The sequence below is a fragment of the Pectobacterium aroidearum genome (assembly GCF_041228105.1).
In the GTDB taxonomy this organism is placed as follows: domain Bacteria; phylum Pseudomonadota; class Gammaproteobacteria; order Enterobacterales; family Enterobacteriaceae; genus Pectobacterium; species Pectobacterium aroidearum.
The window spans coordinates 839,698-863,285 of sequence record NZ_CP166097.1; the positions used below are offsets into that span (position 1 = coordinate 839,698).

The 23,588-nt window shown below is 56.1% G+C and carries 20 protein-coding genes; 9 read left to right on the top strand and 11 right to left on the bottom strand.

What is annotated here, in order from left to right:
* Positions 1-3 precede the first annotated feature (3 nt).
* The 3 genes from AB8809_RS03780 to AB8809_RS03790 form a co-directional block, all read right to left on the bottom strand.
* Positions 4-1,419 carry a sodium:solute symporter family protein gene (locus AB8809_RS03780; RefSeq protein WP_320702661.1) on the bottom strand — a complete coding sequence of 472 codons (1,416 nt, stop codon included), beginning with the start codon at positions 1,417-1,419 and terminating at the stop codon, positions 4-6.
* Between the two features lie 38 nt (positions 1,420-1,457).
* Positions 1,458-2,342, bottom strand: coding sequence for a dihydrodipicolinate synthase family protein (locus AB8809_RS03785; protein WP_349854545.1), 885 nt, complete (start codon positions 2,340-2,342; stop codon positions 1,458-1,460).
* A gap of 66 nt (positions 2,343-2,408) precedes the next feature.
* On the bottom strand, positions 2,409-3,545 hold the full coding sequence (locus tag AB8809_RS03790) for an iron-containing alcohol dehydrogenase (RefSeq protein WP_349854544.1): 1,137 nt from the start codon (positions 3,543-3,545) through the stop codon (positions 2,409-2,411).
* Between the two features lie 234 nt (positions 3,546-3,779).
* Between AB8809_RS03790 and dtnK the strand changes: the two genes are divergently transcribed.
* From dtnK to AB8809_RS03805, 3 genes are all read left to right on the top strand, one after another.
* Positions 3,780-5,108, top strand: coding sequence for a D-threonate kinase (gene dtnK, locus AB8809_RS03795; RefSeq protein WP_349854543.1), 1,329 nt, complete (start codon positions 3,780-3,782; stop codon positions 5,106-5,108).
* On the top strand, positions 5,101-6,081 hold the full coding sequence (locus tag AB8809_RS03800) for a D-threonate 4-phosphate dehydrogenase (protein ID WP_349854542.1): 981 nt from the start codon (positions 5,101-5,103) through the stop codon (positions 6,079-6,081). The genes dtnK and AB8809_RS03800 overlap by 8 nt, the downstream gene beginning before the upstream one ends.
* A gap of 150 nt (positions 6,082-6,231) precedes the next feature.
* Positions 6,232-7,047, top strand: a complete 816-nt coding sequence (locus AB8809_RS03805) for a DeoR/GlpR family DNA-binding transcription regulator (protein WP_043881832.1) — start codon at positions 6,232-6,234, stop codon at positions 7,045-7,047.
* Positions 7,048-7,073: 26 nt separating this feature from the next.
* Here AB8809_RS03805 and AB8809_RS03810 read toward each other — a convergent pair whose 3' ends face one another.
* The 8 genes from AB8809_RS03810 to AB8809_RS03845 form a co-directional block, all read right to left on the bottom strand.
* A complete protein-coding gene (locus AB8809_RS03810) occupies positions 7,074-7,544 on the bottom strand; it encodes a lipocalin-like domain-containing protein (RefSeq protein WP_180778577.1) in 471 nt (156 codons plus the stop codon).
* A 105-nt stretch (positions 7,545-7,649) separates the two neighbouring features.
* Positions 7,650-8,528 carry a metal ABC transporter substrate-binding protein gene (locus AB8809_RS03815; protein WP_336711958.1) on the bottom strand — a complete coding sequence of 293 codons (879 nt, stop codon included), beginning with the start codon at positions 8,526-8,528 and terminating at the stop codon, positions 7,650-7,652.
* Positions 8,529-8,568: 40 nt separating this feature from the next.
* Positions 8,569-9,423 (bottom strand): metal ABC transporter permease, encoded by an 855-nt coding sequence (locus AB8809_RS03820; protein WP_349854540.1) that lies wholly within the window; start codon positions 9,421-9,423, stop codon positions 8,569-8,571.
* Positions 9,420-10,130 carry an ABC transporter ATP-binding protein gene (locus AB8809_RS03825; RefSeq protein ID WP_349854539.1) on the bottom strand — a complete coding sequence of 237 codons (711 nt, stop codon included), beginning with the start codon at positions 10,128-10,130 and terminating at the stop codon, positions 9,420-9,422. Before AB8809_RS03825 ends, AB8809_RS03820 begins: the two co-directional genes overlap by 4 nt.
* A 591-nt stretch (positions 10,131-10,721) precedes the next feature.
* Positions 10,722-12,545 carry a metallophosphoesterase gene (locus AB8809_RS03830; protein ID WP_349854538.1) on the bottom strand — a complete coding sequence of 608 codons (1,824 nt, stop codon included), beginning with the start codon at positions 12,543-12,545 and terminating at the stop codon, positions 10,722-10,724.
* An 18-nt stretch (positions 12,546-12,563) separates the two neighbouring features.
* Complete coding sequence (locus AB8809_RS03835) at positions 12,564-13,478, bottom strand: BadF/BadG/BcrA/BcrD ATPase family protein (RefSeq protein WP_349854537.1); 915 nt, start codon at positions 13,476-13,478, stop codon at positions 12,564-12,566.
* Positions 13,475-14,026: a glucosamine kinase gene (locus AB8809_RS03840; RefSeq protein ID WP_349854536.1), complete on the bottom strand. Its 552-nt coding sequence runs from the start codon at positions 14,024-14,026 to the stop codon at positions 13,475-13,477. The genes AB8809_RS03835 and AB8809_RS03840 overlap by 4 nt, the downstream gene beginning before the upstream one ends.
* On the bottom strand, positions 14,023-15,330 hold the full coding sequence (locus AB8809_RS03845) for an ABC transporter substrate-binding protein (RefSeq protein WP_181829285.1): 1,308 nt from the start codon (positions 15,328-15,330) through the stop codon (positions 14,023-14,025). Before AB8809_RS03845 ends, AB8809_RS03840 begins: the two co-directional genes overlap by 4 nt.
* 443 nt (positions 15,331-15,773) lie before the next feature.
* Here AB8809_RS03845 and AB8809_RS03850 point away from each other — a divergent pair, with 443 nt between their 5' ends.
* From AB8809_RS03850 to AB8809_RS03875, 6 genes are read left to right on the top strand one after another with little or no spacing between them, the layout of a single operon-like run.
* Entirely contained in the window at positions 15,774-18,236 is a 2,463-nt protein-coding gene (locus AB8809_RS03850) for a hypothetical protein (RefSeq protein ID WP_349854535.1), read from the top strand.
* Position 18,237: 1 nt separating this feature from the next.
* On the top strand, positions 18,238-19,344 hold the full coding sequence (locus AB8809_RS03855) for a glycoside hydrolase family 105 protein (RefSeq protein ID WP_182100583.1): 1,107 nt from the start codon (positions 18,238-18,240) through the stop codon (positions 19,342-19,344).
* 2 nt (positions 19,345-19,346) lie between these two features.
* Positions 19,347-20,438: an ABC transporter ATP-binding protein gene (locus AB8809_RS03860; protein WP_181845944.1), complete on the top strand. Its 1,092-nt coding sequence runs from the start codon at positions 19,347-19,349 to the stop codon at positions 20,436-20,438.
* A gap of 23 nt (positions 20,439-20,461) precedes the next feature.
* Entirely contained in the window at positions 20,462-21,457 is a 996-nt protein-coding gene (locus AB8809_RS03865) for a carbohydrate ABC transporter permease (RefSeq protein ID WP_180778586.1), read from the top strand.
* 11 nt (positions 21,458-21,468) lie between these two features.
* Positions 21,469-22,521: a carbohydrate ABC transporter permease gene (locus AB8809_RS03870; RefSeq protein ID WP_043881831.1), complete on the top strand. Its 1,053-nt coding sequence runs from the start codon at positions 21,469-21,471 to the stop codon at positions 22,519-22,521.
* Positions 22,521-23,570 carry a LacI family DNA-binding transcriptional regulator gene (locus AB8809_RS03875; protein WP_349854534.1) on the top strand — a complete coding sequence of 350 codons (1,050 nt, stop codon included), beginning with the start codon at positions 22,521-22,523 and terminating at the stop codon, positions 23,568-23,570. Before AB8809_RS03870 ends, AB8809_RS03875 begins: the two co-directional genes overlap by 1 nt.
* Positions 23,571-23,588: the final 18 nt, after the last annotated feature.

The following is a 23,588-nucleotide window of genomic DNA, read 5'->3' on the forward strand; positions in this document are numbered from 1 at the left end:
GACTCAGGCTCCTGATTTATTTTCAGTTTGAGAAATTTTGATTTTGTTCGCTTTGTTCGGAATCATGCGGTCGATCAGCATGACGATCGCTGGCGTGGCCAATGCGACGTACATATTATCGATGCCGTATGGGTTACCGAGTATGTACCAGACCGAGGTGACGACGCAGGCTGATATCAGGCTGGCGTTTGCACCACGTGCGCTGTTGAAAAACGGCAGGTAGAACGCAATCACCGCAACCACGGAAATCGACAGACGAATAGCACGGGTAAAGAACGACAGCTTCAGAATTTCAGGAACGAACAGAACGAAGACGAGCGGCGCGAAACCTACGACAAGCGACAGGATTCGGGTCATTTTCATCTCTTTTTCTGGTGTCGGTTTCCAGTAAGGAACGTAGAAGTCCTTAATCAGCAGGGAAACGATAGCCAGTGCCACCATACTCACGCTGATGAAGATAGACGCGACCAGTGATGTAGTGACCAGACCAGCGAGCCACGGGTTCATGTCTTGCAGGAAGACCGGCATCGCATACAGGCTGTTGATTTCAGGGTGAGCAAACTTCGCTGCGACACCGATGACCGCGATAGCCAGTGCAATCGGCATGCAGAAGAAGAAGGCAACCCAGGTGGCACGTTTGGCGCTGGTGGCATCTTTTGTTGACGAAATGGCCTGAATGACGAACTGCGTACAGAAGATCGAACCGATAGTCCCGATCAACCAGGCGAAGATGGTGCTGGCGCCGAGTTTACCGTCCCACGTCCAGTAGTAATCCGGCATTTGTTCGAACATCGGCTTGAAGCCGCCAGTCATTTTCAATGCCACGAACAGGATGATCATGACGCCAGCGTACTTCACAGCGCTGTGGATCAGCGTGATGTAGGCTGTTCCTTTCAGGCCACCGAAGTAGTAGTAGAAGGTACTGACGACCGCAGTGATCAATGCGGCAACAGGCAGGGAGACTTTCAGCACCGTGGCAATCGCCGCCGCGCCGCTGACGTAGTTGCCCACGTTTACCAGCAACAGCGCATAGATCATGATGATCGAAATGATGTTTTTGGTGCTGGTACCGTATTTCTCGGCAATCGCGCCAGAGATGGTGATCTTCCCGGTGTTATAAATCTTCTTCACCAGAATCATACCAAACAGCGGGAAGCCGATGGCGGCACCAATCACCGACCAGGATGCGGCAAAGCCGTTCTCAAAGGCAGACTGTGCCGTACCGATGGTGGATTTAGCACCGATGAATTCAGTCATCAGCAGGATACCGACGATAAACGCCGGTAGCGCGCGTGACCCTTCCATGAACTCGGTGTTCGATTTACTGCGGAGCTTGTAGGTTAACCATGAGGTGAATGCGATATAAAACACAATCATCCCAACGATTATGAGGGTGTCAGTAAGGTTAAAATGGTTCATATCTTCTCGGCCTATAAGTGGAAATTGATATTTCTCTGTTACTGCGAGAATTGACTAAGTATGTTGCGGATGTTGTCTTCATCCTGTGCGGAAAACTGGATCGGATAGCGGCTGACGCCGACATCTTCACCCATGATCGCCAGCGCTTTTTTCACCACAGCAGGTGAGAATGCGATGGCATACAGTGTCTTACGCAACTCGGCAACCTGTTCTTGTGCCTGACGCGAGCCTTCAATGTCACCGGCGTGGAAACGATGCCAAATCTGGCTGATCGGTTCCGGTGCCACGTTAGCCAGCCCGGAAATACAGGCGGAGCAGCCGTCAACAAAGCCCTGGTGAATGAGCGAGTCTGGGCCATTCAATACGTTAAAGCCCTGTACACCTTTCACCGCTTGCACATAGCCGCTCAGGCTTTCATAACTGCCTGCGCTGTCTTTGATGCCGATGATGTTCGGGTGATCCGCTAGCGTGCGGACGGTTTCCGGCGCCAGCGTATTCCCCGTGCGTGCAGGAATGTTGTAGAGAAACACCGGCACAGTCAGCGCATCGGCGACGGCGGTGTAGTGGGCGATCAGTTCTTCCTGTTTGAGTGGGATGAAATACGGGGTGATGACCGAAACGGCATCAACACCCAGCGCGGCGATGCGCTTGCCGAGCTTGATGGTTTCCCGCGTGGAGATTTCACCGATGTGGCCGACAACCGGCACTTTTCCGGCGACTTCATCAACGCAGGTTTCAGTGACGGCGACTTTTTCATCGGTGTGCAGTACGAAAAACTCACCGTTGGTGCCGTTACAAAAGATACCGTTGCCGTAGCGCATCTGGCGCTGAACCTGAATACGCATGGCAGCGGGGTTAAATTCGCCCTGGTTATCAAACGGCGTGACGATGGCGGTCAGGACGCCGGTAATATTTTTACTCATTGTTCTTCCTCGTGACACGTAATCAAAAAGATGAAAACTTAAAACCGTTTTGCCGAAACCCGCGCTTTAAAAGAGGGTCAGATACACCTCGCGGACATCGTCGGCGCTGACCTGTGTCGGCACGTTTTTCATCAGGCGCTGAACCTGTAACGCGGCATCAACCAGATACGGCAGGTGGTCTTTTTCCACGCCGAGCTGCTGTAAGGTGTTGGGCAGGTTGAGACGTTTAACCAACTCGCTGAAATAGGTCACCAGCGCCTGCGCTTTTTCCGCAGTACCCAGTGTCAGATCGGCATCCGGCAGCAGGTCATACGCCTGTGCGAATTTGTCCTGTGCGGCGTCCTGCACGAAACGCATGCAAGGGGCGAGCAGGATGGCGTTCGCCACGCCGTGTGGGATGTGGTATTTGCCGCCCAGCGGGTAAGACATGGCGTGAACCAGATGCGTACCGGAGTGGGCAATAGCGGCACCGCCGTAATAGGACGCCCACAGCATGTTCAGCTTGGCTTCCATATTGCTCGGCTCGCGTACGGAGGTTTCGAGGTTGGCAAACAGCTTTTTCAGGCCAATCAGCGCGTAGTTGTCGCTGACCGGGTTGGCAATCGTTGAGGTGAAACACTCAATCAGGTGACAGAGCGCATCAATACCCGTTGAAGCGGCGATGTGCGATGGCATGCTGATGGTCAGCTCTGGCACCAGCGCAACGTAGTCCGGCAGCATCACGGGCGTAATAATACCGACTTTGGTTTCTTTTTCTGGGATCGCCAGAATGGCATTCGGCGTGGCTTCTGATCCCGTTCCTGCGGTGGTTGGGATGAGCAGCGATGTCGTGCGGCGAGTCGGTTTTTCCCCTGCCAGCAGACTATCCAGCGTGACGGTCTCGTCGCCTGCGCACAGTACGGAAAGCAGTTTGGCGACATCCAGCACGCTACCGCCGCCGACGCCGATCACCAGATCGGTCTGGGTTTGTGTGAGCTGGCTCAATATCTTGGCAACGTCGTGCTGGCTTGGCTCGGCAGGAACATTATCAACTAACAGAACCTGCGGAACGGCTTGCTTAACTTGTGCGATCAGCGCCTGAACGTCAGGCAGCCCGACGATGTTTTTGTCGGTGACAAATAAAACGTGCTGTTTTCCTGCCAACAGGTGACTGATGTCCTGAAGTACCCGGTAACCGCTGAGGATAGTGCTATTGATATTCATGCTTATTACCTTGCCTTTTCTCTTCTTCGCCAGAGCGTTATCACTATGATAATGGTTGCGATGGTGATTACTTTCAGTCAAATGGAGTGATTTTGGTTACTGCTAAACGCCATTTGCCACATCGTGGTGATAATTTATAGGTGAAATTCCTTTTAAATAATTTGATATTGCTCACATATAATCAAATGTGATTCAATATAATCATTATCAGGTAATCTGAATCGGGGATGGAGTATGTCAAACGTGCAGCAATCAGCAGAACAGGTCTTAGTGGTCGCTGATGACTTTACGGGTGCCAATGATGCGGGCGTCGGTCTGGCGCAGCATGGCGCACGGGTTAGCGTCGTCTTTGACGTTAATAAACTGCACGCGGACTTACTGGGTGATGCGGTGGTGATCAACACCGATAGCCGTGCGGCACGTGACGACGTGGCGTCTCAACGTACTGCAGAAGCGGTTGCAGCCTGGCAGGCAGCAGGCGGACAGGGCTGGATTATCAAGAAGATTGACTCGACGTTGCGTGGAAATCTGGGCGCGGAAATTGCCGCTGCGCTGTCTGCGGCAGAGGTGCCCGTAGCGCTGATTGCCGCTGCGTCGCCAACGCTGGGACGCGTGACCCGCAAAGGCGAAGTCTGGGTGAATGGGCGTTTGCTTACCGATACGGAGTTTGCCAGCGATCCCAAAACGCCGGTGACCTCCGCTTCTATCGCTGCCCGTCTGGCGGAGCAAACCGCGTTACCGGTGGCGGAAATACATCTTGATGACGTCCGTCAGGCCAATTTAGCTCACCGTTTGCAGCAGTTGGCGAACGAAGGCGTGCGTCTGATTATTCTTGATACGGATGTACAGGACGATCTGGAGAAGATCGTTGATGCCGCCAGCGCGTTACCGTTTCGTCCTTTGCTGGTCGGTTCGGCAGGCCTGAGCGAAGCGCTGGCGAATGCGCAGGATTTTACGCGCAAAACGGCGAAGCCGCTGCTGGCTATCGTCGGGTCAATGAGCGATATCGCTCAAAAACAGATTGCGGCCGCCAAACTGCTCAGCAATGTCACGCTGGTTGAGATCGATATCAACGCGCTCTTTTCACCCCATTCATCCACCGTCATGGCATCCCAGTGTGAGGAGGCGGTGACGGCGCTGCTGAACGGCCACCATTGCATTATTCGTACCTGTCACAACGAAAATCAGCGCTTCGAAATCGACGCGCGGTGCCAGCAGCTTGGGCTTAGCCGACAGCAGCTTGGCGAAACGATCAGCCACTATCTGGGGGAACTTACGCGCAACCTTGTTCAGGCGCTAGACAGCCTGACAGCGGACGGTACTCATCGGCGCAAGCTGGGAGGACTGTATTTATCCGGTGGTGACATTGCGATTGCCGTTGCAACCGCACTGGGTGCTACCGGCTTTCAGATTAAGGGGCAAATCGCATCCTGTGTGCCCTGGGGATACCTGCTGAACAGCGTTGTCGGCACGACCCCTGTGATGACTAAAGCGGGGGGTTTTGGCAACGAAACTACTTTGCTCGACGTTTTACGTTTTATTGAGGAGAAGGTCAGTGAGTGAAATTATTGCGGTAACGATGGGTGATCCGGCAGGGATTGGACCGGAAATTATTATCAAGTCGCTGGCCGAGGGCGAGCTTTCCGGCGCGTCTGCCGTGGTGGTGGGCTGCGTACAGACGATGCAACGTATTCTGGCACTGAATGTCGTGCCAGCCGTAGAGCTGAAAATCATTGATAAACCCGCTGACGCGGTCTTCGCGCCAGGCGTCATCAACATCATTGATGAGCCGCTGGAAGATCCGCAGGCGCTGAAGCCGGGCGTCGTTCAGGCACAGGCGGGTGATTTGGCTTATCGCTGCATCAAGAAAGCGACTGCGTTGGCGATGGCCGGTGAGGTCCACGCGATTGCGACGGCACCGCTGAATAAAGAAGCGCTGCACTCGGCGGGGCATATTTATCCGGGTCACACCGAGCTGCTGGCGAAGCTGACCAACAGCCGCGACTATGCGATGGTGCTGTATACCGATAAATTGAAGGTGATCCATGTTTCAACGCACATCGCGCTGCGTAAATTCCTGGATACGCTGAACCGCGAGCGCGTGGAAACGGTGATCGACATGGCGGATGTCTTCCTCAAGCGCGTCGGTTTTACCCACCCACGCATCGCCGTTGCCGGGGTTAACCCGCATGCGGGCGAGAATGGTCTGTTTGGTGACGAAGAGATCAAAATTGTGTCGCCATCGGTTGAAGCCATGAAGGCCAAAGGCATTGATGTTTATGGCCCGTGCCCGCCGGATACCGTCTATTTGCAGGCGTATGAAGGTCAGTACGACATGGTAGTGGCAATGTATCACGATCAGGGACACATTCCGCTCAAGCTGCTGGGCTTCTATGATGGGGTGAACATCACTGCCGGATTGCCGTTTATCCGCACCTCTGCTGACCACGGTACGGCGTTTGACATTGCCTGGACCGGTAAAGCGAAGTCCGAAAGCATGGCGATCTCTATCCAGCTCGCGATGCAACTGGCCTGATTGGCGGTAACTTATCACCGCTGATGGCATGGGTTTTGTAAGCGAATAAAACGCGATACAGTGCGCATTGCAGGATATCTTCCTTCCCGCGTTCGGGAAGGTTTCTGGTATCCTGCAACCAACAATTTAAAACAACTTTATGACAGCAAGATGGGTATCGCCGTGGATCCTACATTAACCGATGCTTTCCGCATGAGCGGGGATAAAGTAAGAGGCCAGAGCCGTCTTGATCAGATTATGGATTATCTGAAAAGCCATAATCTGGTGACGGTAGATGAGCTGGTGTCTGTGATCGACGCTTCCCCAGCGACGATCCGCCGTGATTTGATCAAGCTGGATGAACAGGGCGTGATTAGTCGCAGTCATGGCGGCGTGACGCTCAATCGTTTTATTCCTTCCCAGCCGACCACGAATGAAAAATTACAGCGCAGTCTTCAGGAGAAGCAGGCGATAGCTCGCTATGCCGCGACGCTGGTTAAACCGGGTAGCGCGGTAGTGCTGGATGCGGGAACGACCATGCTGGAGTTGGCGCGTCACCTGACGCATTTGCCGCTGCGCGTGATTACCGCCGATTTACAAATTGCGCTGTTCCTGTCTGAGTTCAAACAAATTGAAGTGACGATTATCGGTGGGCGTATTGATGACAGTAGCCAGTCTTGTATTGGTGAACACGGCCGCCGTCTGTTACGCAGCATTTATCCCGATATCGCGTTTATCAGCTGTAACTCGTGGAGTCTGGATAAAGGGATCACTACGCCAACGGAAGAAAAAGCGGGTGTGAAACAGGATCTCGGCGTGAATGCCAGCCGCCGGATACTGCTGGCGGACAGCAGTAAATACGGCGCCTATTCGCTGTTCTGCGTGACGCCGCTGTCTGAACTGACCGATATCATCACCGATAGTGCGCTCGCGCCCGAGGTGCAGGAGCAACTGAAAGGTAAAACGTTCAGTCTGACGCTGGTGTAAGCCGGGTTTGTGCCTGACGGATGATGTCAGGCCGATTGCCGTCGCCAGTTGAGTTCAGGTTTATGCACCACGCCGTTGAACGTCATCGGATCCGTGGTTAAAGAAAGACGCGTGTCGTTTTCACTGAACAGCGCGTAGCGCAACTGGCTGGAGCCAACCCAGTTCGGAATGAGGCAATAGTCCAGATAGTGGGTGACGGTCTGCTCAGCGTCATTGGTTTCATAACGACCGGCGTAGGCGAAGTAGGTGGCGGCGGCCTGCATCAGCTGCTGCTCTGAACCACCCGTCATAATGCCGGCATCGTAGGGCTCTCTGTCGCTGCCCATGATTTGCACCGTCATCCAGTTATCATCGGTATACTGGATATAGCCTGTCGCTCCTTCTCCCATCATATAAACCACGTTGCCGTCACCCAGCACATCAATGAAGGATTCCAGAAACCATAGCCCGCGCAGTTTCTGGCGTAACAAGCCGTTGTTGAACGATTGCGATGTCATAGATCCCCCTTGGAAATAGCGTACGGATTAAGTGTAGTGAATCTTTTCCAGAGGGCAGGGCAGAGCGGTTTCCTGCCAGCGGCGTGGCACTGGCAGGAATGCGGTTTACTTCATGCTGGCGGCGAGGGTATCGACGTTGTGCTTAAACGCGGCCGTATAGGTTGCGGCGGGGCCGGAGGCGTCGGTCAGGGCTTCCGGGTACAGTTCACCGCCGGGCTGTGCGCCGCTGGCATTGGCAATTTGCTTCACCAGACGTCCATCGGTCTGGTTTTCAATGAAGTAGCTTTTCACTTTCTCTTGTTTAATTTGCTTAATCAGCGAGGCCACTTTTTTGCTGCTGGCTTCTGATTCGGTAGAGTAGCCCACTGGAGACAGGAATTTCACGCCGTACGCCTGGCTGAAGTAACCGAACGCGTCATGGCTGGTCAACACCTTGCGCTGTTCTGACGGAATGGCGGCAAAGGTTTTCTTCGCATAGCTGTCCAGCTCCTGTAGCTGTTTGATGTAGGCTTCACCCTGCTGGCGATAGTAGTCGGCATTCGCGGGATCGGCTTTCACCAGCGCGTTGACGATGTTGTGCGCGTAGACCACGCCGTTGCTCATGCTGTTCCAGGCATGGGGATCGGTTTCTGTTTTGCCATCTTCCACCATGGTGCGGGTTTCAATCCCGTTTGAGGCGGTAATCACGTCGCCATGATAGCCGGATGCGGTGACCAGCCGGTCAATCCACCCTTCCAGCCCCAGCCCGTTAACGAAAACCAGATCGGCGTGAGCCAGCGTTTTGCTGTCTTTTGGCGACGGTTCAAACTCATGCGGATCGCCATTGGGTTTCACCAGATCGGTAACGGTTACGCGATCGCCGCCGATGTGGCTGACCATATCGCCAAGTACAGAAAAACTGGCAACTACATCAAGATTCTTTGCCATCGCCAGTGGGCTAAGCAGCAGGCCGGATAACGCGATAGCTAACAGTGAACGTTTCATTTTTCCCTCACAGAAAGTTGCAGATAACGAAATTGAGCGGTCAACGACGCTGGCGTAACAGCCCACCGTTGTGACCCACACAGACCGAGAAACAGAAAAACAGCGTAATCGTCAGGATGATGGCTGGCCCGGCAGGCAGCTCGGCATAGTAAGACCACAGCAGACCAATCAGGCTGGCGGCCATTCCTTGTAGCACTGCAATGCCGAGCATGACGGGCAGGCGCTGCGTCCAGAACCGTGCGCTGGCGGCTGGCAGCATCATCATGCCGACCGTCATCAGCGTGCCTAACAGCTGGAATCCGGCGACCAGATTCAGCACCACCAGCGACAGAAACAGCCCGTGGATCAACGCCCGATAGCGTCCTGAACTCATGCGCAGGAAGGTCACGTCAAACGATTCAATCACCAGCGCCCGATAGATCACCGCCAGTACCAGCAGGGAGGTGGATCCGATCAGCGCAATGTCGATCAGCGCGGCGCGATCCACCGCGAGAATCGATCCGAACAGTACGTGCAGCAGATCGACGCTGGAGCCGCGCAGTGACACCAGCGTGACCCCGAGCGCCAGCGAACCGAGGTAAAACCCGGCGAAACTGGCGTCCTCTTTTAATTCCGTATGGCGGGTGACGAAGCCGGAGAGCATGGCGACGGACAACCCGGCAATAAAGCCGCCGATTCCCATCGCCAGCAGCGACATCCCAGAGATGAGATAGCCGATGGCGACGCCGGGTAAGACTGCGTGCGACAGGGCATCGCCAATCAGGCTCATGCGCCGTAGCAGCAGGAAACAGCCCAGCGGCGCGGCGCTCAGCGTGATGACCAGACAGCCGACCAACGCCCGACGCATAAAACCGAACTCGGCAAAAGGAGAAACAATAAGGTGAAATAACATCATGACGTAATGATCCTGAGCGTTGGCGTATCGCTGTCGGCCTTGCGCAGGCTGTGTAATATGGGCTGAGCATCCCCCCAGCGATGGCCGTCCGAGGTGAGCTGCAGGATGTTCGGGAAGTGCTGACCGACCAGTTCCAGATCGTGCAAAACGGCCAGAATGGTTCGGCCTTCGGCGTGAAGCTGCTCGATCGTTTGTAGAAGCGCTTGCGTGGTTTGGCTATCCACGCCAGTAAAAGGCTCATCCAACAGAATAATGGGAGCCTGTGTCAGCAGTAGCCGCGCGAAAAGCACGCGCTGTAGCTGCCCACCGGACAGGACGCCAATATGTCGGTCAGCGAAGTCCGCCATAGAGACGGCGTCGAGCGCATCGGTCGCTTTTCGGTGCCAGTTGGCGTTGATACTTCGCAGCAAGCCGCGATGGGGTAGTGACCCCATGAGAACCAGATCGCGTACGCTGATAGGAAACTGTCGATCGAATTCGGAGAGCTGCGGCAAATAGCCGATAGCATTGTTTTTGCTGCTATCACTGAGGCGGAATGAGCCGGAAAGCGGTGGCAGCAGGCCAGCCAGCGTTTTCAGCAGCGTCGATTTTCCGCAGCCGTTTGCGCCGATAATCGCTGTCAGCGATCCCTGATGGAAACATCCGCTGATTGTCGCGAGAGGCGGCTGACTACGATAGCCAAAGGCCAGTTCCTGTAGGGCAATCATGGCAACACCACCGCCCACCCCACCAATAGCCACAACAGCACCAACAGCAGAGAAACCAGTAACACGCGCTTCAGCGCAGAGAGGGAGTAAAAACTTGTCATTATCATCGGTAAAAGTCTGATTTGTTATATTATAACATATCATTTTTTGGCGATGACGGTAGGGGTAATAGGTAAAAAAGTATGTAAGTCGATTAAGGGGGGATTTGGTGTGATTGCTGACAGGTATGGGGGATTTCGTGCGCCACACAGCTGACAAAACCCAGCCAACTCATATCGCGATGGCGCTTCTTTTCGCGGCGTAAAAAATTATGCTGAGGAGATAGCAGGCTTAGGATGAGCCGCATGGACGCGGCGAAAGCTTGCGCCACGTAGGGAACGTGTCGCAAGCGGTCCTCTAAGCCTGATATCGACGAAGGCACCGCTTTAGCGGCATAATTCCGCCAAAAGCCGGGGTTCATAGGGGGCTGGCGTAGCCCCCTATGTCGGGCGCGTGCTACGACGTAGCATGAAAAGGACAATGTTCGAAGCGCACGAAACGCTCTCTGCATCTGCATAACCAATGTGACTAAAAGCCAATTCCATGAATACATCACACTGTGACGAAATTCCCCTGCATATCAACCACAAAGCGAGTTGCAGGCTCATCGTTGATATATCCCGCGAGGATTTTTAGCATCAGGCCGAAGCGATATTGCAGGCTGTCCGGCGGCAGCGTGGCCGTCGGCGTGTAGACCGCGAGCAGGGCGCGGTACTGCTTCACCCGCGCAGCCGGAATATCCTGCCAGGCGAGATCGCTGCCGTTGCGCAGGCAATACCAGTCGGTCACCAGCGTGAGCAGCGAAATATCTTGTAACCCCTCCGTGCCTGCGACCGCATTCGGCTTACGCGCGCTGGCATCAGGCAGCGCTTTGGCGTTAAGCGGTTCTTTTTGCTGCGCAATCCACAGCAGATCGGCGCAGTTCAGCGTGTTGATGAGAGGCGATAAATCTTCCGGCCAGTCTTTCACCAGAAAGCGTTGGCGTACCAGTAGCGCCAGATGATGATGCAGGAAATCGTAATAATCGCGGCTTTTCAGAATGTCGCCCAGCGGCTCACCGGTGCGCTCCAGCTCTTTCTGATAAAACGGGAACAGATGGTTGAACTGCGGCACGTTGCGCAGAACCAGCGTGTCGATATCGACGCGATCGCTATGCAGCGTCGCCAGTTTCATCGCGGGCGGGTAGGCGGCCAGCGACGGCACCGCGACATTCACCAGCGTTCCTTGTGAACCGCGATAAACGCCGGTGTCGTTGACGTGCAGGTGGCCGCTGAAGTGCAGGCGGATTCCGGCCGCCAGCGCCTGTTCGGCGACGTCCGGCCGCGGCGTGCGTTTAATGAAACTGTTGCTGCCAAACAGCTGTTTTTCGTCCTCCACCGTGCCGTCGAGGAAATCGACCAGCGGATAGTGTGAGAATACCAGCAGCTTCTTATTCTGCGCTTTCGCCCGCTGTACCACCGATTTCACCCACGGCAGCATGAACGGCTTCTCGGTCAGCAAGGCATTCCAGCCGGTATTACTGCTGGTGGAATAGCCTTCAATCCCTTCACGTTTCTCCGGGCCGTCTTTGACCTGATACACGTTGGCATCAATGGAAAGCAGCCACAGTCCCGGTTCCGGTTCTACCAGATAGGACGCGTCGACAATGTTCCACTGTTTGCTGCCGTCCGGTGAGCGGGCAAGATACTGGCGTTTACTGAGTTCGTCGCTGTCGCCAAACGGTGTTTCCCAGTGCAGGAAGTCGTCGCGCTTAAAGAAACCAAACGGCTTCATCAGCGGCAGGCCGCGTTCATAGCCGAGTGCCTGCATTTTAGCGGTGACAATCAGCGACTGCGCATCGCCAAGCTTAACGCCGGGCTTGCTGCTCAGCATCGTGCTGCTGCCGTCGGCGTTGAGCATCCTTTGCCACGAATCATCGCCCTGTGGCCGATTGACATCATGGTTGCCCGGCGTGGCGAAGAAGCGCATGCCGTGGCGCTGTTCATACTGCGTCAGGATGGCGGCAATGCCTTCAACGGTAGGCTGCTGGCCGTCATCTGAATAATCGCCGGACAGCACCACGTATTTCACCTGCTGTTTTGCTAGTTCGTCCAGCGCGGCCAGCAGTGCAAAGTAGGGTTCATTGAAGATGCGGGTCGAATTCACCGAATCTTTCAGGGTGCGAATGGTTAGCTTCTTTCCGGTCTGTGCATCGGGCAGGCCGTCAAAATCGTAGTTGCCGTAGATATTATGGACGTGGACATCCGAAATAATGGCAATGCGCAGCGGACTGGCAGGCGCTGAGGATTCGGCGTTGGTGTGAAAAAAACCGCCAGCCAGCGTAATGGCGCTGCCTGCGCCGAGCTTGACGAAAGTTCTGCGAGTAAGTGATGTCATTGATGTCTCCGGCATTATTTATAACGGATGGCTGTATAACGCATAATCATGACAGGCAATCAATCGGGCGCCGTCGAGCGCATCGCCCATCGGGGCGGCGAGTTGGGATTGCCACTCGTCCGGCAGCCAGGGACGAATATGTAAGCCGATGCTGCCCATGAGCGATAAGCGAGGCGTGGCATGGCGCGCCACGGCGGCCAACAGCAGGCTGATTTCGCTGGCCGTCTGCGCCAACAGTGCGTGAGAAACGGCATCGTCCTGCTGAGCGCAGTCAAATACGCGGCGGGCGAACTGCGCGTAGTCGCCCGGTTTTGCCTGCTGGCTAAACCGCTGTAGCGCGTCGGGCGTGTTGGCAGCCTGCGCGTGCGCTGCGCTGGCGGAAAAGAAATCATCGATGCTTTGACTGAGCGCAGACGGCGCGCACCAGCCGTGCAGTACATCGTAGGTGTGTTGCAACGCCGCCAGCCCGAGGCGTGCGCCGCTGCCCTGATCGGAGATTGGGAATTCATGGCCGCCGTAGGCGGTAATGGTCTGTTTCTGCCACGCTAGCCCGCAGGAGCCGGTTCCGGCAATGACCACGCCCGCTTCTTTCCCTTGATTGACGGCCAGACAGGCGCCCAGCGCATCGGTATTGAGTACCTGAGCGGCATAAGGATGCGGCAACGCCAGAAAGGACTCGTAGGCGAGGCGATGTTCTGCGCTGGCGAGTGCCAGCCCGACTTTAAGTCGGGATACGTCATCCGGCGACAGTCCGCTATGCTTCAGCGCCTGTGCGATGGCATCGTCCACCGACTGGCGCACGCTTTCCACGCCGAGCAGCAGATTGGCGCGGCCGCCATGCCCCTGACCGAGCGGCGTACCGTCGGCCTGATAAATACGAGCCCGACAGCCTGTGCCGCCGCCATCTACACCGGCATAGAGCCATGTCGTCATGATGCGCGTGCTCCTGAATCCAGATAGGGAAGGCAGGCCACCGCCAGATCGCCACTGAGGTCGACCGCTTCAGTCGGTGAGTCCGGCAGGCTATTGAGCAGTACGGTCAGCTCGTCAGCGCAGCGGGTCAGCAATTGCACCGCCAGCGCGTCGTGCGGGTGTGCCAGCACCCTTTTCCCTAGCAGGCTGTAGTCCACGGCCTGCGCCTGCTTTGACCAGTCGATCACCCGATCGACATGCTTATCGAAGTGCAGGAACAGCGCTTCACTGAGTGGCGTAAGCGGCGTGATGCCCTCAACGGCCTGAAGCATCTCTTGCATCGCCCACAGCCCCAGCCGCGACAGGCTGGCCGGATTGCCGATGGGAAAGCTGTCGCCGCCGCGACAGCTCAGGAGACCGTCATGCCAGTGCAGCAGCCGGGTGAAACCGCCAGTGACCAGCAGATAGCGGCCTTGCCCTGACCAGTGCTGCTCGCATATCGCGCTTTCGCACGTACGATCAAAGGGGCGATCGCCATCAATGCCGATCTCCCTTAGTTGCCATTTCACGGTGCGTTTTTCCGCTGTTGTTGATTGGTCGCGATCGTCTCGTTGAGGCGTTTCACATCGTTTGACGTCAGGCGCAGATACTCATCAAACGACACCTGATCGTTCAGATATTGGGTAAAGCGCGTCAGAATGATGGGGTACAGTTCGTTCGCACCCAAACTTTCCATGCGTTCCCAATCAAAGACGTAAGACGGGATCTTTTTGATCTCTTCGCGCGCGGTGTTCAGGCCGTCGATCACGTGTTTATCTTTGGTCTGGTAGTGCAGATCGGTAATATCAGCGCCGACGATGATATTGAAGCGTTCGGCAATCTCACGTTGCAGCGGTTCGCTACCCAGCCACTCCATGAATTCGGCCACTTCCTGCGGATGTTTGGTGGTAGTGAACGGCATGATAAAGGTCGCACCGCCCATCGAAATGCACTTCTCTTTACAAGGTGCAGGCAGCACTTTCCAGTCAAAGCCGTCGCCAATCTGCTTACTGAACTGGTTCAACAGCCAGTTGCCGGAGAAGTAGGTCACGATGTTGCCGTTCACGAAATCGTCCGCCATGCTCTTGTACTGGCCGCCGCCCGCTGCGCCCCACATTTCACGTGGGAACACGCCTTCATCTGACCAGCGTTTCAGATCTTTAATCCACTGCTGCGCGGCGGCGTCCGGGAAGTTGATCAGTCCGTCTTTATCGTAGCGTGCGCCGTAAGAGTAGGCCGGACCGGAGAAGCGGAAACCGCTGCGGTCGATGGTGAAGGGGATATGTACGCCGGTTTTTTCCGCGACCAGCTTCGAGGCTTTCATCAAATCATCAATCGTGTAACCCGGCTGCGGCAGAGGAACGCCCGCCTGTTCAAACAGCGTCACGTTAACGAACGGTAGATCGGCCGTCCAGGACGCGACAAAGCCCGGCAGCGCATCTGCTTTATGCACGCCTTTCACGCGCATGATCTTTTCGATACCGGCGCTGTAGCGTTTTTCAAAGGCGGCGGGGTCTTTCAGGTAAGGGCGCAAATCCAGCGTATACCCGAGCAATCCCATTTGTGTGGTTTTGGCAATATCCGGGCCTAAGCCCGCCGCCAGCTGCATCGGTAACTGCGTTTGCAGCGCGTTATAGCCAGTGCTGACAAAATTCACGTCGATGCGCTCATTGCTTTGGGAGAAAGCTTTCACTTTCTGTTCCATGAAATGCACTAATTCGGGATCGTCGTCACTATATAAAAATGTTATTTGCGTTTTGGCGGCTAACACGCTGTTGCTGAATAACCCCAGTGCAAGGGCGGAAAAAAATAACGCGGTGTTGGAACGCATCATAAACCTCTCCACATCATAAGTGTGATTAATGACGTAAATACCCTGTCGCTGTTAACGGGGCTTATTTTCTTTCTGTGAGTTATTCCGTTTTCTTATTAATGCAAATTTGCATTCATCTGTCATTTTCATCATGCAATCATGGACAGAACCCCGACTGATTTATGTGAGGAAGGTTAAAGATATTTTAAATGTTGATTTAAATAAAGCATTTTTGTGATATTAATCACATATATAAACGTGGGAATCTTATTTATTAATGCGAAATGTCAATAAATGAATGCAAATGACAATTTTATGCAAATTTGCATTCAAGTTGCGATATTACGGTGCAGAGAATGGCTCGCTGCCCTAAATATTGGCAGCGTACGCACAGCAAAAGTGCAAATACGTGCAGCCATACATTTTCGTTATTTTATTTGTCAAAGCCGTAAACAGGATTCCGTATGAATATCGGTTGGAAATTAAAGAAGAACGGCGTCATTAATCGGTTTTTGATTACCGAATTGACGGAAAAACGTTATTTCGCCGAACCGGATACGCTGCCGGATAAGGTGAATTACCGCTTTATTAACGGCTTTGTCGATGTCGGCGTGTTGCCCTGCCGCGTGCGTTTTTTGCAGGAAGAGGCAAAGCGAGAGGTGGCGTTGCCGGACAATTTACGCTTCCCGCTGATGTGGAGCGGTGGCGATGAAAGCCGCAGCGTGAATTTCAGCGATTTCTGGCCGTGTCCGGTTCACGTTCAGCGCTTTTCCCGCTGCGTGATCCACAGCGATAGCGCGCAGCCGGCACCCTTTATGCTCAGCACCTGCGGCGGGGTCACACTGTGGCTGAATGGCGAGCAGGTTGCCCGCTTTACGCCCTTTACCCGTAATACCGAACAAACCTGTGCTATCACGCTGCCGCTGAAAGCCGGGATGAACACGCTGGTGGTTCATAGCGAAGAGCTGTGCGAGCGCGATACCGATTACCTGTTTAGCCTGTGTTATCAGGGGGAAGACACGCTCTGCTGGCAGCTTGACGACGACACGGCGCTCAGTGAACAACTGACCGCGCTGGATGGCTGGATAAACGGGCTGGCGCTGGAGAATAACCTGATTCAACCGCCCGTACTGGTGCTGAACAGCACGCAGCCGCTGCCGGAGTCCGTGACGATGGCGCATCGTTTGATTGGTAACGTCAACGAATCCGTCCCCGTATGGCAGCAGAAACAGACGCTGCCTGCTGGCAATCTGGGCTGGCAGGTTGATTTACCCTCCGCTCTGGTGGGCTACTACGATCTGGTCTGCGCCGCGACCTGCAACGGTATTACGCTGACACGCACGCTCAGCTTTGGGCGTTTACCTGAACAAACGATGCCCGCGTTACCGACGCTGGCAGCACGGCGTGAGGCGGTTCTACGCCATACCGCGCTGCACGGTTTTGAACGCCTCGGACGGCTGTTGGCGATTGTTGCGACAGGTGAGGGCAACGATGCTGCTGCGCCGATTCTCAACAGCGCGTTGCAAAAAATCAGCCGCCGCGAAGACTGTGCGGATTTCCAACTGGTGCCGTTGATTTGGCTGTGGCAGCGCTATCAGGGGCAGCAATTGCCGCCGCAGGACTGGCGTCGCGTGCGTAGCGCCATTCTCGGTTTCCGCTATTGGATTGATGAACCGGGCAACGACACCATGTGGTTCTGGAGTGAAAACCACTGCCTGTGTTTCCATGTCGCGCAGTATCTGGCCGGACAAAACTTTCCTGATGATACCTTCCCGTGCAGCGGTCGCCGTGGGCTGGAGCAAAAGGCGATTGCTCACGAACGCCTGACGCGCTGGTTTGATTCCATTCTGGAGCACGGGCTGGTGGAGTGGAACTCGGCTGCCTATTACCCCATCGATCTGATTGGGTTGATGGCGCTGTACGAACTGGCGCAGGACGCCGATTTGCGCGAGAAATCTCGCGTGGTGATTGACCGCATCATGCTGATGACGGCGTGGGTACATCAGAACGGCGTCGCGGTGGGCACGATGGGACGCGCCTACGATAAAGAGCTGCGATCTGGCATGTTGACCGAGCTGTCCGGCTTGTGTGCGCTGATGTGGGGCGAGGGCTGGCTGATTCCGCACTGCGCCGCGCTGCCGCTGCTGTGCCTGAGCGACTATCAACCGCCGGAAACGACGGATCGGATTGCACACTGGTCACTGCCGCACGGCGCAGAAGCACGCTGGGTACAAGGGCTGAACCGTAGCGCCCGCATCATCGCCTGGAAGCAACAGGATGTCGCCTTTTCTTCTGTTTTCGATCATCACCCCGGCCAGTCAGGACACCAGCAGCATCTGCTGGACGTGCGGCTGGGGACACACTATGCCGCCCGCCTGTGGGTGAACCACCCCGGCGAGGATCGTCCCGACGGCGTGCACCGTCCTTCTTACTGGGCGGGGAACGGGCGTTTGCCGCACCTGATGCAGCACCGTAACCGCGCGCTGATGGTGTTCGATCTGCAACAGGATGTCCGTCCGTGGACGCACCTTTATCTGCCGCAAACCGCACTGGATGACGTCATCGTTGAAGACGTCTGGTGCTTCGTACGCGGCGGCAATGGCTATGCCGCCTTCCATAATCCCGCCGGATTACAGCCGTTTGCGACCGCAGGCCAGCAGGCGGAAGGCGAACTACGCGCGTATGGCGAGCAGAACGTCTGGTTCGTTGCCGTGGACAGCGGCGACGGCGCACGAGGATTCGTTGCATTCGCTGCCCGCTTCCGAGGGCGTTCGCTGATACAGGACCGCGACGGCGTACGTATCGACGATCCCGATTACGGCGAACTGGCCTTTAGCCACACGGCAGGATTCAGCGTGGCGCAGCAGCCTTTCATTTTTCCCGACGATGTCCCGGTCGTCCCGCAGTTCAACACAGGAAACCCATGACATGCAGACAGGTTCACTTAACCGACAACAAACCGAAGCGCTGCTGGCGCAGGTGGCGCGGGCATTTTGCCGCCTGAAAGCAATCGACAGCGTGACGCAGGACGACACGCCGGACGCCGGGCTGACGATTCAATTCGAAGAGTGGGATTGGGAAGTCGGTGTCGGGCTGTACGGTTTCTGGAAGCTGGCGCATCTGACGCAGGACGACACCATGCTGACGACGCTGGCGAACTGGTATCAGCAAAAGCTGGATGCCGGGCTGCCGCCGCGTCAGATCAACTCGACGGCGCCGATGCTGGTGCTGGCGTTGCTGTGTCAGGACAAACCGGATGCGCCCGCTCAGTGGCGTGAAACCGTGAGCGATTGGGCGGACTGGCTGCTGCACTCGCTGCCGAAAACCGAGGACGGGGGCTTCCAGCACACGGTGAAAGAGCGCCCGAACACCGGGCAACTGTGGGATGACACGCTGTTTATGGCCGGTCTGTTTCTGGTGGTCGCGGGGAAACTGCTCTCCCGCCGCGATCTCATTGAAGAGGCCGAATACCAGCTCGTCACGCACGCGCGCTATTTGGCCGATGTGCGTAGCGGGCTGTGGTATCACGGCTGGACGTTCGTCGGTCGTCATCACTATGCCAATGCATTCTGGGGGCGCGGTAATGCCTGGATCACGCTGGTGCTGCCGGAAATGCGGGTGCTGGCGGAAGATGAGCTGTCCGCGCCGGTACTGCGCACGCTGGAAGCGATTCTGGAACAGCAAACGACCACGCTGGCGCGCTGCCAGCACGAGTCCGGCCTGTGGCACACGCTGCTGGATGACCCGGATTCACCGCTGGAGACCTCTGCCAGCGCCGGGTTTATCGCTGGCATTCTGACGGCGCGTCGGCTGGGAATGCTGCACGATTTCCCGCAGGAGGTGCTGGAAAAAGGCTATGCCGCCGTGGTGGCGCAGATTGACGCACAGGGTGTGGTGCAGGGTGTCTCGGACGGCACGGCGATGGGGCACGACTTACAGTTCTATCGCGATATTCCCAATGTTGCCGTGCCTTACGGGCAGGCGCTGGTCATGCTGATGTTATTGGCACAGTTAGATTCTGTTTGCGAGGGCTGACAATGGCGAGTCTGGAACTAAAAAACGTCCACAAAAGTTATGGTGCGGTGAACATCATCAAAGGCGTGGACTTAACGATTCATGACGGCGAGTTCATGGTCTTTGTCGGCCCGTCGGGCTGTGGAAAATCCACGCTGCTACGCATGATTGCCGGACTGGAGGAAATCAGCAGCGGTGAACTGTGGATCGACAAGCGCAAGGTGAATGACCTCACGCCGGCGGAGCGCAAGATTGCGATGGTATTTCAGTCGTACGCGCTCTATCCGCACCTCTCGGTGCGTAAGAACCTCGCGTTTGGGCTGGAAAACCTGCACTTCCCTAAAGCGGAAATTAACAGCCGTATTGATGAAGCGGCGCGTATGTTGGGGCTGGAACCTTATCTGGATCGCAAGCCGCGCGCGCTGTCAGGTGGACAGCAGCAGCGCGTAGCCATTGGCCGTGCGATCGTACGCGAACCCGATCTGTTCCTGTTTGATGAACCGCTCTCGAATCTGGATGCCAAGCTGCGCGTGCAGACGCGCGGCGAGCTGTCCCGCCTGCACCAGAAACTGCGTACCACCATGATTTACGTGACTCACGATCAGGTGGAAGCGATGACGATGGCGCAGCGCATTGTGGTGCTGAACGCGGGTCGCATTGAGCAGGTTGGCACGCCATTGGAGCTGTTCAATCGGCCGAAAAACAAATTTGTCGCAGGCTTCATTGGTTCACCGCGCATGAACATGTTCCCGGCGCAGATCGTTGCCACCTGCGCGGATGGCGTCGAGGTGCAGTGCCCGTCCGGTAATCGTCTGGTGCTGCCGTTTATCGGCACCGTCGGACAGAGCGTCACGCTCGGTATTCGCCCTTCACACTGTGAACTGGTTGAAGAAGGCGAGGGGATTGCGCTGTGCGTCGATCGCTGCGAGATGATGGGGCATGAGACTTTCATCTACGGGCGAATGGGCGGCATTGACGACGAGATGATCGTCCATCTGGCGCAGCATCGTGAGTTCGCCGCAGGCGAATCGGTGTTCGTCCGCTTTCCACCGGCGTATTGCCATCTGTTCGATAGCGAAACGGATGACACATTACCGCGCTGCACCGAGCATTAATTATCGCGACGGGAGAGGATGACATGAGAAAGATTGCCTTACTGCCCGCAGGTTCGCTGGTTGATAAGCTGGTGACGCCAGTAGAGAAAGCGGTGAATCTGCTACAAAAACTCGGTGGTCGCAAAGTGATGCCGTGGTTTTTTATCGCGCCCAACATGCTGCTGTTCGCCGTTTTTGTCTTTATTCCGATTCTGCTGGCGGTGTGCTACGCCTTTACCGGCGGCACCAATATTCTGCTGTGGGAACGCCCCTACGTGGGCGTGGATAACTTTGCCACATTGCTGAGCTGCGGCAACTACGCCGAGCCGTCAAGCTGTGAACAAGATCTGTTCTGGACCGGTGTCTACAACACGGTGTCGTTCACCTTTTTCAACGTGCTCTGTACGCTGCTGGTAGCGCTGGTGACGGCGCTAATCCTCAACCGCAAGATTATCGCCCGAGGCTTTTTCCGCGCGATGTTCTTCTATCCGGTGCTGCTGTCACCAGTGGTGGTGGGTCTGATCTGGCAGTGGTTCCTTAATCGCAACGGCCTGCTGAATCTGGTGCTGTCGTCGCTCGGCGGGCAGCCGATTACCTTCCTGCTGGATCCGACGCTGTCGCGCTTCTGGGTGGTGTTTGTCTCCGTCTGGTTTCACGTCGGGTTTTATACCCTGATCCTGCTGGCCGGATTGCAGGCGATCCCGCGTGATATTTATGAGGCCGCGGCGGTGGACGGCACCTCGCGCTGGCGCGGTTTTTATCGCCTGACGCTGCCGCTTCTGGCGCCGAACATTCTGGTGGTGGTGATTCTGCTGACCATCAACAGCGTGCAGATCTTCGATGAAGCCTGGGTGTTAACCAACGGCGGCGGCCCCGGCACGGCCAACAGCTTTATCGTGCAGTACATCTACCAGACCGCCTTTTCGTCTAACGCGTCGCTCTACGGGCTAGCCTCGGCAGCCTCGGTGTTGATGGGCGTGGTGCTGATGATCCTGACTGCGTTGCAGTTCCTGCTGACGCGTCGGCTGGAAGGGAAATAATAACGGGAGCCATGATGAAGATAATCGCATTTCTCACCCGCACCCGTCATCCGGGACGCATTCACATCACCGATATCATGAGCTGGGTCTGGCTGGTGGTCGGTACGCTGCTGGTGTTGATTCCGGTGATGTGGGCGGCGATGTCATCGTTCAAAACGCCGGCGGAGATCAACCGCTTTCCGCCCAGCTTTCTGCCGCAGGCGGCGGATACCATCACGCTACCGGAATACCCGAAGCCGCTGGAGCTGTGGCAGGTTAAGCAGGATGATGGCGACGCGAAAACGATGGCGCTGGTGCGGCGCATCGGCCTGATCGCGCAACTGGTGAACCCGGATGCGCCGAGCGAGGTGGTACGTGTACCGACCAAAGATCTGGTGCCGATGAAAGCGCTGCATCTGGAGATGGATAACTACGCCACGCCGCTGACGAAGTTCCACTTCACGACGTACTTGAAGAACACCGTGTTCGTGACGGTGATGGCGACGCTGCTGACCCTGTTGCTCAGTTCGATGGCGGCGTTTGCGCTGTCGAAATACGAATTTCGCGGGCGGGGTACGGTGTTGACGCTGTTTCTCTCCACCATGATGATTCCGCTGTCGGTGGTCATGGTGCCGACGTTCCTGGTGGTGATTGGCCTGAACATGGGCGATAACCTGTGGGGCGTGATTATTCCTACGGTCGCGACACCGACGGGCGTATTCCTGTTACGGCAATATATGCTGACCATCCCCGATGAGCTGATCGAGGCGGCGCGCATTGATGCCGCCAGCGAGTTCCGTATTTACTGGAAGATCATCCTGCCGTTAACCGCCCCCGCGCTGGCGGTGCTGGCGATCTTCTCGGTGATCTGGCGCTGGAACGATTTCCTCTGGCCGCTGATCGTCCTCTCCAGTCAGGATAATTTTACGCTGCAAATCGGTCTGAACGCGTTTCAGGGGCAGTTCTCGGTGCAGTGGCATTATATACTGGCGATGACGATGCTCTCGCTTCTGCCGGTGACGGCGGTGTTCGTCTTCCTGCAAAAATACATCACGACGGGGATTGCCAACACGGGGATGAAATAATGGCGACACTCAAGGATATTGCCGACCGCGCCGGGGTTTCCATTAGCACGGTTTCCCGCGCGCTGAACGGCACGGCGCCGATCAGCGCCAAAGTCAGGCAGCACATCATGGCGATTGCCACCGAGCAGGGTTATCCGCTGCATAAAGTGGCTAAAGCGACCGTTGCGCAGACGGAACCGCTGCGCCACATTCTGCTGGCGACGCCGCGCAACCTGATGCTGGAGAGCGAGTACAATCTGGTGTCGCTGACGCTGATTAACGCCCTGAAAACGTTGTGTTTGCAACGTAATATCCAACTGCGTCCGTTTTTGGGGGAGCATGACACCATTAACGAACAGCAGTTGCTGCGCGAGCTTCAAGGCGGAAAAGAGAGCGGCATTCTGATCGTGAATGACGATCACCCGACGCTGCTGAATGCCGTGGCGGAAAGCGGGATCCCGGCTGTGCTGATCAACGGTGAAGATCCCTCGATGCGCCTGAGCAGCGTGACGCCCGCCAACCATTATGCGGCGGCGGCGGGAGTGCGTTACCTGATCGAGCAAGGGCATACGCGGATCCTGCACCTGACCTGGACGTCGCGTATGACGATCAAACAGCGCGAGCGCGGCTATCGGGATGCGCTCATGCAGGCGGGCATTACGGTCGATGAGGATCTGATCCTTTCGCTGCCGGATTTCCACCCGCGCACGGCGCGTGATGCGCTATTGCGTTGGCTGACGGCGAACCCTGACAGACTGGGGGTTACCGCGATTTTCTGTGCGGCGGATAATCAGGCCATCGGCGTGATCGATGCGCTGTATCAGCACGGACTACGGGTGCCGGAAGACATGTCGGTGATGGGAATGGACGACATCCTGCCGTTCGATATGTTGCCGGTTTCACTCACCACGGTGCATCTGCCATTTGAAACGATTGCTCGTGCGGCGCTACAGCTGCTGGCGCAGCAAATGACGCCCGCACAGGCGCTCGGTATTGCCCAGCGCACCGAGTTGGCCGGACAGGTGGTGGTCAGAGAGTCAGTACGGCGGGTGGGAAGTCATACCGGTTGAGCTTACGGGCCGCAATGC